Origin of the sequence: Marinilactibacillus psychrotolerans (genome assembly GCF_900101525.1) — a bacterium.
GTDB classification, from domain to species: domain Bacteria; phylum Bacillota; class Bacilli; order Lactobacillales; family Carnobacteriaceae_A; genus Marinilactibacillus; species Marinilactibacillus psychrotolerans.
On the sequence record NZ_FMZD01000026.1, the window covers coordinates 1 to 15,767 of the forward strand.

Below are 15,767 nucleotides of genomic sequence, written 5' to 3' on the forward strand. Positions count from 1 at the left end.
ATATCAATCAACTCAATAAGAGTTCTCCATTCAGTTCCCAGATAAAAGCAGCATATCAATCAACTCAATAAGAGTTCTCCATTCAGTTACCAGATAAAAGCAGCATATCAATCAACTCAATAAGAGTTCTCCATTCAGTTACCAGATAAGAGCAGCATATCACACCATTCAGCTCATTTCAGTCAGGTTTCTATACTCAAGTAAAGTATCTATTTTTAGAGAAATTGGCCTGCGTAACAATAAAGATAGAGACTGAGAGCAAACGAGCTAGAAAGTAAAACGCCGTCAAATCAAAATCATATCCTTGATTTGACGACGTTCTTGATTTTCCGACACTTCAAATTTTTAGACAATGAAGACTTTTGTCCCAGCTACTTTTCCCACCTTGCTTTAGCGATTATCTTCCTTTTTAATCAATTCCGAATAATCTGTTAAATCTTGTTCCTCATAAAGCCCAGAATATTTCTGGTACCAAGCAAACGTTCTGGATACTATGATCTTAAGGACAGCATAACCTGGAATTCCTAAAATAACTCCCATTACACCAAATAATCTACCCGCTACTAATAGTAAAAAAATAATATTAATCGGATGAATTTTCAAAGTATTACCTAAAATTTGTGGCGAAATGACTCTTCCTTCTAAAAATTGTTCTATTCCAAATACCACTAAGACAGTAACTAACATAAAAGGTGAATCTACAATTGCAACAATTACTGCCGGAATCATTGCTAGAAACGATCCTAGATAGGGTATTAAATTCATAAAGCCTGCAAAAATGCCTAAAGTTAGAGCAAAATCTAATCCAATGATTGAAAATCCAACCCAAAACATTATCCCTACTGCAGCTGCAACAATCAACTGTCCTCTAACATAAGAACTAATTTGCTTATTGATATCTTCTAATATTTCCCTCATATTTCCGCGAATCTTTGTTGGCAATACTCTTAAAATATTATCAGGAACTTTATCCCCCTCTTTTAACAAGTAATAAAGGATAAAAGGAGTCGTAAATAAAGTAATCCCTACCTGTGTCAAGGTACCAATAAAACTTCCAATTCCTCCTACTGTAACATTTAGAAACCCAGAAGCTTGTCCGCTTAAATTATCAATCAAAGAAGTCTCACTCATTTTATCCATAAATCCAGTAAAAGCTTCTGTACCTAATAATTCATCTAACTGAACCATTAAACTATTCCAATAAACTGGCCAATTCTCAATCAACGATTCCAGCTGCCTTTGGATAATCGGTACAATAAAATTAATCCCTACGATAATAAGTAAAATAATAAGTGAAAAAACAAATGCAATTGCAGTATTACGAGTAAACCTCTTTTTTTCTAACCAATCTACTACAGGATTCAATAAGTAATAGAAAATAGTTGAAAAAACTACCGGAGGACCTACTATACTCAATACTATTTCTATTGGTTGAAATATTCCTGAAATTTTACCCAACATAAAAATATTAAAAAATATCAACAAACTAACCAATAAAACAGAAACGACTTTATTATTAATAATTTGTTTCCAAAACCAAGATTGTTTAAAATTAGTTGTCCGGCTATCATTATGATGCTCTTTCATTATTGATCCTCCCTCAAGGTGTTACCTAATAATTATAGTTTATCATATCCCAATCAAAAACATTCTTAAGAAATCTATAACTTCTTTAATCATCCTATCCATTTATATTAATCAGATTTTACCCTAAAAAAGGGTAATGAATTCCGTTTCATAAATATCTTAAGTTTTGGTATACTAATTTCAACCAGTTCAAACTAACTAAGGAGGATTTTCCATGATCAAAAAAATTTTATTAGGAACCTACACTAAAAGAAAAAGCAAAGGTGTATATAGTATTGAGTTAGATACTGAAAAGAAAACATTAGGTGATATCCATTTAGAAGCAGAAGTTGGAAGTCCAACTTATCTTGATGTCTCTAAAGATGGTACGTTTTTATATACTGTATTAAAAGATGGAAATAAAGGGGGGATCATAGCTCTCAAAAAAACTGATGATGGGACATATGCAACAACTGATGTTTACACTGCAGAAGGTTCTTCACCTTGTTACATCTCCTATGATCCAAAAAGAAATTTTTTATACACTGCAAATTATCACAGTGGGGAAATTTCAGTATTTAAAACAGATGAGAATGGTGCACTTGAACTAACGGACACCATACAACATTCAGGAAAATCTGTCCATGAGAATCAAAAATCTGCTCATGCTCATTATTTTGATTTAACTCCTGACGAAAAGTATTTAGTTGCCTGTGACTTGGGAACTGATGAAGTAATCACTTATACAGTAAACGACGACGGAAAGCTTTTTGAAGTAGATATAATCTCTACTGCTCCAGGCACTGGTCCTCGACATATTGTTTTTCATCCGAATGGTAAATTAGCTTATCTATTCGGAGAATTAAGCAGTGATGTAATTGCATTATCCTATAATAGTGAAAGCGGAACTCTCTCTCACCTACAAACTATCTCATCTATTCCAGAAGAACACACTGGTTTCAATGGTGGAGCAGCAATCCGTATCTCTAAAGATGGTAAATTCGTATATGCCTCAAATCGTGGACATAATTCAATCGTTATCTTTGCTGTACAAGAAGATGGCACGCTGGAATTAGTGGATTATGTGCCAACTGAAGGAGAAATTCCACGAGATTTCAATATTGATCCTAGTGGACAATTCATTGTGGTCGGACATCAAGATTCTGATAATTTGACGCTATTCGAAAGAAACGCTGAAACTGGAAAATTATCTTTACTGCAAAAAGATGTTTATGCACCTGAAGTAGTATGTGTAGCTTTTGTATAAGATCATTCCCACTCTTCTAAAGAGGCGCTTTTAAAAAAGCGCCTCTTTTCTTTTGTAAGTAAATAGTGTAGAATAAATATAACGAATTCGAGATAAATGAATTTGTTATATATTCTTTATGATGATCGTTAAATGCAAACTAGTTATCTATAGAAAAGAGTGAATAGTTATGCCAGAAGTAAAAGGATTCCATCATATTTCTGCATTCACTAAATCGATGGAAGACAATCTTTATTTTTACACTCATATTATGGGGTTACGTTTAGTTAAACAGACCGTTCATCAAGAAAATTTTCAGACTCCTCATTTATTTTATGGAGATTATCGAGGAACCCCAGGTACCTTACTGACTTTTTTTGTTTATCCTAATATAGGACAAAGCTATAAAAATGATCCATACTTTGGAACAGTTACTTTGACCATCCCAAAAGGAAGTATGAAATACTGGAAAAACAGGCTAAAGCATTATACTATTAAGTTTGAAACTGACATTGAACAGTCCTCAATTAACTTAGTTGATCCTGATGGTCTCGGGCTCAGACTACAAGAATCTATTGACCGGAATCTTTCTACAGCACCTATTTCTGGTTCTGAGATCAATGAGAAACATCAGTTGATTCAGATCTCTAAAGTCGACATTCATACTTCTATAGTTGATAAAGAAAAACAATTTTTAAAAAATTGGCTGGCTTTATCTGATCCTTTTATGCTTAACCCTACTTCAGAAGAGCAAATAAATTTGATTGAAAGTCATACCGATGATCGTTCACGATTGGGAAGGGGTTCAATTGATCATATTGCTTTAACAGTTGAAACGAATGAAGATCTCAAATACTTCAAAGTCAGAGCTGAAAAATACGGATATCAGATCGAAAAATTAATTGATAGGCACTATTTTATCAGTTTATATGTCAAGAGTCCTTCGGGCTTACGTATCGAGCTCGCAACTGAGAGACCAGGATTTACAATAGATGAACCTTTAAAACAATTAGGTAACCGAAAAATCACTTTTAACCATTAAATATTATTCTACAGGAGGCAATAAAATGACAAATCAAGAATTAAAAGGTATCCATCATGTTACCGCAATAACAAGCAGCGCAGAAAAGAACTATGAGTGGTTTACAAATGTTTTAAGTTTAAGATTAGTAAAAAAAACCGTTAATCAAGATGACATTCAAACCTATCATCTGTTTTTCGCTGACGATGAAGGAAATGCAGGAACTGATATGACATTCTTTGATTTTCCAAATACTCCAAAAGGTTCAAAAGGCACCAATGATATTTCCAGATCGTCTTTTAGAGTGCCAAATAACCGCGCACTAGACTATTGGCTAAAACGTTTTGATCATTATGATGTGAAACATTCTGAAATTAAAGAACAATTTGGTGTAAAAGTTATCCAATTTGAAGACTTCGATGAACAGCAATATCAATTAGTCTCTGACGAAAATCTTGAAGGCGTAGCCCCAGGAAAACCTTGGAAAAACGGTCCGGTACCTGAAGAGTTTGGAATATATGGTTTGGGTCCCATCTTGATTAGAGTATCCAATATTGAACACATGTCAACAGTTCTAGAAAACACATTGAACTTTAGAAAAATCGCAAAAGAAAATCAGTATACACTATTTGAAATGGGAAAAGGTGGAAACGGTGGTCGAGTAATTATTGAAGAAAGCACCGTACTTCCTCCTGCTCGCCAAGGATACGGTAGTGTTCACCATGTAGCTTTCCGTGTAGAAAACAGAGCAGTTCTTGACTACTGGACAGAACGCATCAGTAATTTAGGTATTCCCAATTCTGGATATGTTGATCGCTTCTATTTTGAATCTCTATACTCTCGTATGTATCCTGGAGTATTGTTTGAATTTGCCACAGATGGTCCTGGATTTATTGATTATCAAGAAAGTTACGATAATTTAGGAGAAAAATTGGCTTTGCCACCTGCGTATGAAGAGCATCGTGAACAAATTGAACAAATGGTTCGTCCGATAGATACAGTTAGAAGTACAAAGAATTTCGAAAAAGAGTACTTCGGATTTGATGAGGTTCAGTAATGTATCATTTTAAATCAAAAGACCTCAATAAAAAGCAAGAGTATAAGTTCATTTCCGGAAGTGTAATCCCTCGTCCAATTGCTTGGGTTACATCTATGAATACAACAGAAGATATAGTGAATGCTGCACCCTTCAGCTTTTTTAGTGCAGCATCCAATCAGATTCCTTTACTGACTGTAGCTGTGCTGCGGAATAATTTTAAGATGAAAGATACTGCCCGAAATATTCTGGAACAAAAACAAGCCGTCGTGCATATTGTTGATATAAGTCTAACTGAAGCAATGAATACAACATCTGCCCCGCTTCCTCCTGATATAAGCGAATTAGACAGAACAGATTTAACCCTGATTGAAAGTTCTACAATAAATGTTCCAGGGATCAAAGAAGCAAAGATCCGATTTGAAACAATTCTCCATCAACATGTTCCTGTAAAAGATGAAGAAGGAAATATCGTTTCAGATTTATTATTGTTAAAAGTAACTGATTACTACTTCGATGAAACAGTTTTTGATGCTGAAAAAGAGTATATTATACCCGAAGCGCTGAATCCTACTGCTCGATTATCCGGAAGCCAATACTCAGAAATGGGAAAACTTTTTTCCTATAAAAGACCAACAAAATAAATTTTTATTGCACATTCACAAAAAAAAGGCACAGATCAAAGTAAATTTGATCTGTGCCTTTTTATAAAAACTTATTTTGCAGAAATTGTCCCAATCTCAGAACCTTTTGTTGTTTCACCTGTTGTGGTTAAATCGAAGTTTTCAACCTGCTCCATATTACTAAATATGATAATCACAGTATTTTCTTTTCCAGCTGCAGCTAGTGCTTCCAAATCTACAGTAGAAATTTTAGTATCCGGTGTTACTGTATCTCCTTCTTTAACTAATGTATCAAAAGGGGCACCTTCTAATTCAACAGTATCAATCCCGATATGAACAAGCACTTCCACTCCGTTATCTAATTCCAAACCAACTGCATGTTGTGTCGGAAAAACGCTAACAACTTTTCCAGATCCAGGAGCATAAACATCTCCATCGTTAGGTACAACTCCAAATCCGTCCCCCATCATTTTTTGTGAGAATACAGGATCATCTACCTCTTCAATCGCAATAACTTTACCATTAGCTGGACTTGTCAGCGTTTGCGTTTTATCGCTGTCTCCGCCTTTTCCTTTAAGAAAATCAAACATTCCCATTACTATCCCTGCTTTCATTTTTTTAATATATTCTGAATAATAAGATTCAATCTTATATTCAATTTGATTATACTTTATATTACCATATTTATTAAGAATAGTTGAATCAATATGGATCATAAGTCCTTTTTCTTCTAAATATGTAAGAATAGTTCAATGCTATCTTAATTTAGAAACTATAGGCTTAAATTGTTATTAAAAAGTGACTTTAATTTTTATGTTTTACTTAAGGATTAATAATATTATCAAGAACGGTTGGAATCTTCACAAAAATTCGGTATGATAGATAAGTTCAAAAATAATCATACATAAAGGAATAGGAGTATATTATGTTATTAATAGAAATCTTTAAATCAATTTTGTTGGGAATTGTTCAAGGCATTACAGAGTGGCTTCCGATAAGTAGTACCGGTCATATGATTTTATTTGATGAATTTTTGGTTTTAGACACAACTCCAGAGTTCAAAACTATGTTTATGGTGGTTATTCAACTTGCTTCAATACTGGCTGTCATTTTGTTGTTCTTCAATAAACTGAATCCATTTGCACCTTCTAAAGACGATGTACAGAAGAAAGAAACATGGGATATCTGGTTCAAAGTTTTAGTTGGTATTATTCCTGCTGGAGTAATCGGGCTCTTATTTGATGACCTGATTAATGAACATTTTTATAACTGGATCACCGTTTCTATTACTTTAATCGTTTACGGAATAGCATTTATTGTTATTGAAAAGAGAAACAAAAACAAGCATCCAAAAGTTTCAACCTTTAATGATCTAACTTATAAAATGGCCTTAATCATTGGTTTTTTCCAAGTACTTGCACTGATTCCAGGAACATCTAGATCTGGAGCAACAATTGTAGGCGCCATTTTGATTGGTATAGCAAGACCTATAGCAGCTGAATATTCATTCTTTTTATCAGTTCCTATCATGCTAGGTGCTAGTATTGTAAAATTAGGGAAGTTTGGTTTTAACTTTACTTCTTCTGAACTCATTATTTTACTAGTAGGATGTGTCGTATCTTTTATTGTTTCCGTCTTTGCTATCAAGTTCTTAATGTCTTATATCCGTCGTCATGACTTCAGTTCTTTCGGATGGTACAGAATTGTTGTTGGAATATTAGTCATTGGTTATTTCATGATCATAGGGTAAAAGAAAGGTTCATTCAACTGAGAGCATGAAGTATAAAAATCAAATAACAGATACTATACCACCTGATATACTAATCATTTATCTATATTAAATAAACTATTTTATTATTCAAGCCATTCTGTATCATATACAGAGTGGCTTTTTAATATAGCGGACTATTTAGATTAACTTTCTAAATAACACGGATTCCTTTATTCGTATTATTTCCTTACCAATTTAAGTTCCTCAGTCAATCAAAACTTCTTAACATATATTTTCACCTTAGTTTGGCAGAGTTGTAATATTATGAAATGATTTTTAGTAAAATAACGGTAAATTGTAACACAATTGATACTCACTATAAGAAAATAAACGGTATAGTATGCTTAATAGACAATCTATCCGTTTAGAAAATCAAAAGGAGTATTAAGAATGAACCTTTCATCTCTTTTTAGAAAACTCAAAAAATTTTCTCAATCAAAGAAAAACTTATCCCATACAAGCAGAAATTTAATTTGTGAAAATGAATTAATCGGAAAATGGTCTGTTAATGTACCAAAGTCTCTTAAAGATATTTCATTAGAAATATTTTCTGAGGGAACTGGAAAGTACAATACTAAACCCCTAAAGAGTATATTACCTCAAAGATCACCTAATCAGTTAATTATGAAAGACCATTTTGGTTATAGTCTGATTCTCGAAAAAAAAGATAACGAAAAATATTATTTATTTGATGAACTGGATGGTATAACTTATCCCATCGAAAAAATCATTAAAAATTAAAAGCACTCAGAATTTCTTTTCTCTGAGTGCTTTTTTTGATTAAGCAATTAAAAACGTTGAAATTAATGTTAGTAAGAACAAGACACTAATCACCCACAACACAGGATTCGTCTCTTTTCTTCTACCCGTTGCTGATTTAATAATTGGAAACGCAATAAATCCGTATGCCATCCCTTCAACAATACTTCCTGTAAGGGGAATCATGACAATAATGCATATTACCGGTATCCAATCCATAAAATGTTTCAGTCGCATTTTTAAATTTGCAATAGCCATTGTAGCCCCTGTCACAATGATGACAGGCCCAACTGCTTCTGAGGGAATATACGATAAAAATGGGGTAAAAATAATGGAGAATAAGAATAATATACTAGCCGTGATAGCGGTCAATCCTGTTTTTCCACCTTCAGCAATTCCTGCTCCACTTTCTGCAACCGGAATTGCTGGACTTGTACCTAATAACCCCGATAAAAGTCCTGTGATAGCCCCTACTTTATAACCTTTGTTTACCCTTTTTTGATCTGGTATAAGCGCTTCTAACATCCCAATCGTTTCAAAGATTAAAAGCATCAATAGTGAAAAAACGCCTAGCCAGAATTCAACACTTAACACATTACTATAATCTGCTGCTGTCAGCATTTTACTATATTCTTTTATTGGTTTCAGATTAAAACTAATGGCTTCCATTGACTGAAAATTAATAAGCCAATATAATGCGGTCGTCAGTAAAATAGCGATTAAAGATCCACCTTTTACATTCAAACGTTTTAACATAATTACTAAAAAAAGCCCCGTTAGTCCAATCCAATTCAACTTCAGTGTGTTTTCAATCAGTAAACCGGTATTTTCTAGTCCTATCAGTATAAGAAATAAGCCAATCCCAATTGTAATAGCTTGCTTTAGCTCTTTAGGAATCGATTCACTAAAGAGCTTCATTACACCTAAAAAAGCAACCAATACAAAAAGTATCCCTGTTATAATCACAGTCGCTAGCCCTTGTTGCCATGTTAACCCTAATCCCGCTACTAAAGTAAACGCAAAAAATGCATTTTCTCCCATTCCTGGTGCCATCACCACAGGAGCATTTGCCATAATCCCCATTAAAAAAGTTCCAATTACTGCAATAAAAATTGTTGAGAAAATACTATATTCAGCCGGAACACCTGCTTGCGAGAGAATACTTGGATTAACAAATAATATATAGGATATTGAAAAGAAAGATACGATACCAGCAAGTATCTCTTGTTTAATAGTAGTATTATAATTATCTAGTTCAAATCTATTTAACACATTATCTCGTCCTTTTGCTTTTATTAAAGACACAGCACGTTATAGTGTATCAATTAATCAACGAAATAGAAAGCTAAAACAAGTATCCGTCAAGAATCATACATATTTAATAAATTATCCTCTAATCTTTTTGAATAAATTTCAGAGAGGTTCACTTAAAGGATGGACTCCTTCTTTACCGCTACATTGAGGTTTAGCTTTCCATATTTCATCAGTATATTTTTTGATTGTATAATCCGCTGAAAAAGGCGCTGAAGCCGCTATATTGAGTAGTGATTTTTTATTCCATTCATTTTTATTCGAATAGACTATGTCAATTTCATCTTGTGCTTTGATGTAATCATCAAAATCTTCTAAAACAAAATACTCATCATTATAATGAACTAACGCATCAAAAACCGCTCCACCTTCTTGTTGAGCATTGGGAATTGTTCCATCCACTAATGCATTTAATACTCTGTTCAATCGATCGTTTGAATCATATAAATATCTAGAATTGTAGGTCTGATTTTCCCCTAATTCTGTCACCTCTTGACTTGATAGACCGAATACAAAGATATTTTCATCTCCAACATACTCTTTAATTTCAATGTTTGCTCCGTCAAGCGTAGCTAGAGTTAGAGCACCATTTGCCATTAGTTTCATATTACTAGTTCCAGAAGCTTCTTTACCTGCAAGAGAAATTTGTTCACTAACTTCTGCTGCCGGAATAATCTTTTCAGCTAGTGAAACGCCATAATTTTCGAAAAATACAACTTTTAATTTATCTCCAACATCTGGATCATTGTTTACTAAGTCCGCTATAGAATTAATCAATTTGATAATTTGTTTAGCATATTGATAACTTGGGGCTGCTTTAGCGCCAAAAATGAATACTCTTGGTTGAATATCCATTGATGGATTTTCTTTTATTCTCAGATATCGATCTAGAATATGCAGCGCATTCAAATGTTGTCTTTTATAAGCATGAAGTCGCTTGATTTGTACATCAAAAATTGCATTCGGGTTAATTTTTATTCCTTGAACTTCTTCAATATATTTAACTAGTTTTACTTTATTTTGATATTTTATTTCCCCTAGTTCATTCAGTGTTTCCTCATCATGTTCAAAGCTTTTCAATAATTTTAATTCTGCAGGATTTTGTTTCCACTCTTCTCCTATTTTCTCATCAATTAATTGAGTAAGAGCAGGATTTGCTAAATGGATCCACCGTCTCTGTGTAATTCCATTTGTCTTATTATTGAATTTCTCCGGGTAAATGGTGAAAAAATCTTTTAAGACATCATTCATTAATATTTCCGTATGCAACTGGGCTACGCCGTTTACACTGTGACTACCAATAATTGCCATATGAGCCATATTTACCATTCCATCTTGTAGGATCGCCGTCTGCCAAGTGAGTTTTCCACCGTATAATGGTAGCGTTTCTTCCACAAACCTTTGGTTGATTTCCTCTATGATCATATAGATTCTCGGTAGAAGCGACTGCATCATATCTATTGGCCATCTTTCAAGAGCTTCTCTCAGTACAGTGTGATTAGTATAGCTACAAGTCTTCACTGTAATCTCCCAGGCCTGTTCCCAGCTTAAATGCTCTTCATCTATTAGTATCCTCATTAATTCAGGAACAACAAGTGAAGGATGCGTATCATTAATATGCATGGCTATTTTTTCCGGAAAGTATTTTCTTGGAAGATTATATTTTCTGAATTGTTTAACAATCGACTGAACACCTGCAGATACCATAAAATATTCTTGTTTTAATCTCAATAATCTTCCTTCAAAATTTGAATCATCCGGATATAAAACTTGTGTAATTTCTTTTATTGGTTCAGTTTCTTGAATAGTACGATAATTTTCTTCTTCTTCTACGGGAATCTCAGCTGACCACAAACGTAAATTATTGATTTTTTTAGTCCGGTAACCAACCATTGGTGTATCATAAGGTACTGCTAAGACATTCAGTGTATCTTCATATTTCGGAATCAAATGTCCCTGATGATCCATTTCTAACCAAGCATTTCCTCCAAAACGAACTATGTAGGAAGATTGATCGTTTCTGGTTTCCCATACATTCTGATTGCGCAACCAATACTCCGGCAATTCTACTTGATAGCCATCCACAAACTTTTGACGAAAAAGGCCATATTGATAACGAATGCCATTTCCATTTCCAGGAATACCTAAAGAAGCTAACGAGTCCATAAAACATGAGGCCAAACGTCCTAGTCCACCATTTCCTAAAGCTTGGTCTGCTTCTGCTTCTATTAACTGATCAATATTTAATCCTAATTCTTCTATCCCTGCCTCAATCATTGGCAAAATCCCCATGTTATAAGCATTACTTTTCAATTGCCGTCCTGGCAAAAATTCCATTGAGAAATAATACACTTGTTTTACTTTATCATTTAAATACTGCTCACGAGTATCCTGCCAGTTTTTTGACAGTTTATTTTTTATCAAAGTCCCTAAAGCAATATACTGCTGTTCATTTGTACCTTGATTATAAGTAAAAGCATAAAGATTTTCGAATGTCTTCTTATATTCTTTAATAAATTCTTTAGTTGAGTTAAACATAACTTCCCCCTTAATTTTAAAAAATGCCAATTGCTTAAATAAATACCCCTTTGATTTCTCTTGTGCAATTTAAAGCTAAGAAAAATCCAAGGGATACCCATTAGTATACTAAATATTTATATTGGTCTAAATATTTTTCTGCAGATTTATGCCAACTGTTATCCTTATTCATTCCTCTGACCATCATTTTTTTCCATTGATCAGGTTTTTCATAATAAACGGTCAATGCTCTGTCAATCGTATCAAGCATAGTTCTAGCGTTAAATCCATAGAAAGTGAAACCATCCCCTTTACCTGTTTCTTTATTATAAGCTGCAACAGTATCCACCAGCCCTCCAACTTCATGAACGATTGGTAACGTACCATATCTTAAAGAATTTAGCTGAGATAATCCACATGGTTCAAATTTTGAAGGCATTAAGAAAGCATCAGAACCAGCATATATCAATTGAGCAAGATCGCTGTCAAACTCGATTTTTGCACTAAATTTTTCTGGATACTTATTTGAAAAATATCGGAATGAATCTTCAAAATAATCTTTTCCAGTTCCAATCAAAACAACTTGAACATTTCGATATGACATTAATTCATCCATTGCTTCAGTAATCAATTGGACCCCTTTTTGTTCATCTAATCTAGTTACTATTCCAATTAAAGCAACTTTTTCATTCACTGGAAGTCCAAATCTTTCTTGAAGGACCATTTTGTTTTTAGCTTTCCCAGAAAAGTCTTTTACTGAAAAATTATTTGGAATCGTCGGATCTTTTTCAGGATCATAAATATCGTAATCAATTCCATTTAAAATCCCAACTAATTTGTAAGATATATTACTTAGATCTTCATTAAGTCCATAACCATTCTCTGGTGTCTTGATTTCTTTCGCATAGGTAGGACTGACAGTCGTAACCAAATCAGCATAATAAATCCCACCTTTTAACCACCCTACTTGGTCTTCATATTTAAGACCATGATCATGGTAGGCACTATATCCCATATCAAATAAATCAGATAATACTGCCTGATCAAACTTTCCTTGAAATAAGATATTATGAATAGTTAATACTGTCTTAATATCTTTAAGTGCATTAACCCAGTGATATTTATCTTTAAGTAATACTGGAATAACTGCGGTTTGCCAGTCATTTACATGTAAAATATCTGGAATGAACTCGATTTTCTCAAGCATTTCAATCACTGCTTGAGAGAAAAAAGCAAATCTTTCCCCATCATCCGCATAGTCATACAGAGTCGGACGATCAAAGTAATAAAGATTATCTACGAAGTAATAAGTCACATTATCTTGGCTTAAAGCTTTAATACCGCAATACTGATTGCGCCAACCAACCTTAAGGTTGAAACTGGTAATGTCTTTTAATTGATTCTGATATTTTTCTGGCATTTTTTGTTTATAATATGGCAAAATCACTCGAACATCATGCTCACCTGTTGCAAGTTCTTTTGGTAAAGCACCCATAACGTCTCCAAGTCCACCTGTTTTAAAAAAAGGAGCACATTCAGAAGCTGTAAAAACAATATTCATCGTGTTTTTCACCCTTTCATAAAGTTCCATTTCCTTCGACAATCTCATTTTTACCAATAACAATAGGATTATCAGGTGTACCTTCCAAGTGGGCACCTTTTTTTACATATACATGTTTATCCAAAATAACATACTTAAGCGTAGCGCCTTCTTCTACATAAGAGTTCTGCATAATGATAGAATTCTCGACTCTAGCTCCTTTTGCAATATTCACTCTTCTAAATAAAAGTGAATTCGTAACTTCTCCATATATTTCACAATCATTAGCTAATTGAGAGTTATGGATTTGTGCATCTGGCCCATAAAAAGTCGGAGCTGAATTTTTAGAACGAGTCAAAACTGGATCTGCTCTGTAAAATAAAGCATTAAAGTGATCTTCATTCAACATTTCCATGTTCGCTTCAAAGTAACTTTGGATATCTTCGATAGCTTTCAAATAACCTGTGTACTCATACCCATAAACCTTATCCTCATCTGCTAACGCCAGTTGAGCGAATGACTTAACGCTGACACACAAATTATGTTCTCTTGCTTTTTGAAGATAGTCTAAGAATGTTTTCTTATTGATGACCATCACTTCGATCCCAACAGGAACCAGCTTATGATCAAAAGTCGACTCAGAAAGCGGAGAAATGCTTGTTACTTTCTCAGTTTTATCTTCATCAAAATTATACTTGTCGTATACCGTATCTTCTCTTAATGAATTCCTCGGAATATTTTTATAAGCAATTGTTACGTCACTATTTTTATCATTATGATAATTCACCAAAGATTTAATTTGAATATTTGCTAACATACTTGAACCCATTAACAAAATATATTCTGCCTTTGAACTGGTCACATACTTATAATGATCCTCATAGTAAGAGTCTGAGTATTTATGTTCGGTTACTTTTGTCTTGAGGCGAATTTGCGAGTGTGTAAAAACGCCTCCTCCAGTAATAGAATCTAACCCCCAAGTTGCTCCTGATCTAATGTGATCATAGAGTGAATGTCCAGATTCTGATATAAATAGGGCTGCTGAAACAGCTTCGGCATTATACAAGCTTGAAAACGGAAAATCTATTAACCGATAACGGCAAGCAAAAGGCAGAGACGCGATAGGTCTTCTCTTGGTTAAGGGGCTGAGTTTTTCATCGTCTTCCACTAAATTAAATATTGCTGCTATTTTATTCCGCATCTTTGTATCCTCCTACTTCTTCTTCATATCCTACTACAGATATTTCTCCATTTTCTCCAACAATTCTTGCTTCATCATATATTTTTGCGTTTTCTCCGATAATAGCTTTTTCTATTGTAACATTCTCCCCAATTACGGCTCCTGACATAATCACACTATCTTTTACAATAGAATTTTTACCCACTTTAACATTATGTGAAAGTACAGAGTGATTAATTTCACCTGAAATATAGCAGCCATCAGTAATCATAGAATCTTTCACTTTCGCTGTTTCTGTTAAGAACTGAGGAGTTGTATTAGGATTTTGAGAGTACACTTTCCAATCTGTGTCTCTTATATTTAATTCATGATCAGGATTTAAGAATTCCATATTTGCTTTCCAGAGACTTTCAACTGTTCCCACATCTTTCCAATATCCTTTAAATTTATAAGCATAAACTGCTTCACTATTTCTTAAATAAGCTGGAATAACATGATGGCCAAAGTCGTCCATTTGTCGATTTTTTGATTGGTTATCAACAAGATATTGTTTTAATCTTGGCCAGTTAAAGATATAAATGCCCATGGAAGCCAGATTTGATTTTGGTTCGTCTGGTTTTTCTTGAAACTCAGTAATTCGATCTGTACGATCTGTATTCATTACGCCAAATCGAGAAGCTTCTTCCCACTCGACTGGCATAACGCCTACTGTAAGTGAAGCTGCTTTTTCTTTATGAAAATCCAACATTTTTTCATAATCCATCTTATAGATATGGTCTCCTGACAAAATCACAACATAATCAGGGTTCTGTTGATCAATATAACTTATATTTTGATATACCGCATGTGAAGTACCTCTAAAAAACTTTTCACCATCAACACTTGAATAAGGTTGTAATATGGTTGCATTCCCATTATGTCGATTTAATCCCCAGCTTGCACCATTCCCAACATGACGATTCAATACCAATGGCTGATATTGTGTTACTACTCCAACGTTATTAATACCTGAATTTGCGCAATTAGATAAAGCAAAGTCTATGATTCGGTAATTCCCGCCAAATGGCACAGCAGGTTTAGCAATTTGCTTTGTTAATTTCCCTAACCTCGAACCTTGTCCCCCAGCTAATATCATAGCTACCGTTTCTGTTTTCATATATTATCGGAAGTGTCCTGAGACCTTCCTTCCCTCCTTAT

General features: G+C 33.8%; 13 protein-coding genes. 6 read left to right on the forward strand and 7 right to left on the reverse strand.

Annotated features, from left to right (window positions below; translation table 11 throughout):
• Nucleotides 1–390 precede the first annotated feature (390 nt).
• Nucleotides 391–1,587, reverse strand: coding sequence for an AI-2E family transporter (locus BLT22_RS10950; protein ID WP_087057464.1), 1,197 nt, complete (start codon nucleotides 1,585–1,587; stop codon nucleotides 391–393).
• A 214-nt stretch (nucleotides 1,588–1,801) separates the two neighbouring features.
• On the opposite strand from BLT22_RS10950, the gene BLT22_RS10955 reads away from it, so the two are divergent.
• From BLT22_RS10955 to BLT22_RS10970, 4 genes are all read left to right on the forward strand, one after another.
• Nucleotides 1,802–2,833: a lactonase family protein gene (locus tag BLT22_RS10955; RefSeq protein WP_091763247.1), complete on the forward strand. Its 1,032-nt coding sequence runs from the start codon at nucleotides 1,802–1,804 to the stop codon at nucleotides 2,831–2,833.
• 169 nt (nucleotides 2,834–3,002) lie between these two features.
• The gene (locus BLT22_RS10960) at nucleotides 3,003–3,854 is read left to right on the forward strand and encodes a VOC family protein (RefSeq protein ID WP_091763249.1); all 852 of its coding nucleotides are present in this window, start codon (nucleotides 3,003–3,005) and stop codon (nucleotides 3,852–3,854) included.
• Nucleotides 3,855–3,879: 25 nt separating this feature from the next.
• A complete protein-coding gene (locus tag BLT22_RS10965) occupies nucleotides 3,880–4,890 on the forward strand; it encodes a ring-cleaving dioxygenase (protein WP_091763253.1) in 1,011 nt (336 codons plus the stop codon).
• Entirely contained in the window at nucleotides 4,890–5,513 is a 624-nt protein-coding gene (locus BLT22_RS10970) for a flavin reductase family protein (protein ID WP_087057460.1), read from the forward strand. Before BLT22_RS10965 ends, BLT22_RS10970 begins: the two co-directional genes overlap by 1 nt.
• Before the next feature lie 71 nt (nucleotides 5,514–5,584).
• Here the strand turns inward: BLT22_RS10970 and BLT22_RS10975 are convergent, their stop codons facing one another.
• Complete coding sequence (locus BLT22_RS10975) at nucleotides 5,585–6,208, reverse strand: PTS sugar transporter subunit IIA (protein ID WP_236048928.1); 624 nt, start codon at nucleotides 6,206–6,208, stop codon at nucleotides 5,585–5,587.
• 209 nt (nucleotides 6,209–6,417) lie between these two features.
• Here BLT22_RS10975 and BLT22_RS10980 point away from each other — a divergent pair, with 209 nt between their 5' ends.
• A complete protein-coding gene (locus BLT22_RS10980; protein WP_091763255.1) occupies nucleotides 6,418–7,242 on the forward strand; it encodes an undecaprenyl-diphosphate phosphatase in 825 nt (274 codons plus the stop codon).
• A gap of 411 nt (nucleotides 7,243–7,653) precedes the next feature.
• Nucleotides 7,654–8,004, forward strand: coding sequence for a DUF4828 domain-containing protein (locus BLT22_RS10985; RefSeq protein WP_091763260.1), 351 nt, complete (start codon nucleotides 7,654–7,656; stop codon nucleotides 8,002–8,004).
• Between the two features lie 39 nt (nucleotides 8,005–8,043).
• Here BLT22_RS10985 and BLT22_RS10990 read toward each other — a convergent pair whose 3' ends face one another.
• The 5 genes from BLT22_RS10990 to BLT22_RS11010 form a co-directional block, all read right to left on the reverse strand.
• A complete protein-coding gene (locus BLT22_RS10990) occupies nucleotides 8,044–9,294 on the reverse strand; it encodes an NCS2 family permease (protein ID WP_176935473.1) in 1,251 nt (416 codons plus the stop codon).
• 141 nt (nucleotides 9,295–9,435) lie between these two features.
• Entirely contained in the window at nucleotides 9,436–11,871 is a 2,436-nt protein-coding gene (locus BLT22_RS10995; protein WP_091763266.1) for a glycogen/starch/alpha-glucan phosphorylase, read from the reverse strand.
• A 100-nt stretch (nucleotides 11,872–11,971) separates the two neighbouring features.
• The gene (gene glgA, locus BLT22_RS11000) at nucleotides 11,972–13,411 is read right to left on the reverse strand and encodes a glycogen synthase GlgA (RefSeq protein ID WP_091763301.1); all 1,440 of its coding nucleotides are present in this window, start codon (nucleotides 13,409–13,411) and stop codon (nucleotides 11,972–11,974) included.
• A 16-nt stretch (nucleotides 13,412–13,427) separates the two neighbouring features.
• Complete coding sequence (glgD, locus tag BLT22_RS11005) at nucleotides 13,428–14,591, reverse strand: glucose-1-phosphate adenylyltransferase subunit GlgD (protein WP_091763269.1); 1,164 nt, start codon at nucleotides 14,589–14,591, stop codon at nucleotides 13,428–13,430.
• Complete coding sequence (locus tag BLT22_RS11010) at nucleotides 14,581–15,726, reverse strand: glucose-1-phosphate adenylyltransferase (RefSeq protein ID WP_087059297.1); 1,146 nt, start codon at nucleotides 15,724–15,726, stop codon at nucleotides 14,581–14,583. Before BLT22_RS11010 ends, glgD begins: the two co-directional genes overlap by 11 nt.
• Nucleotides 15,727–15,767: the final 41 nt, after the last annotated feature.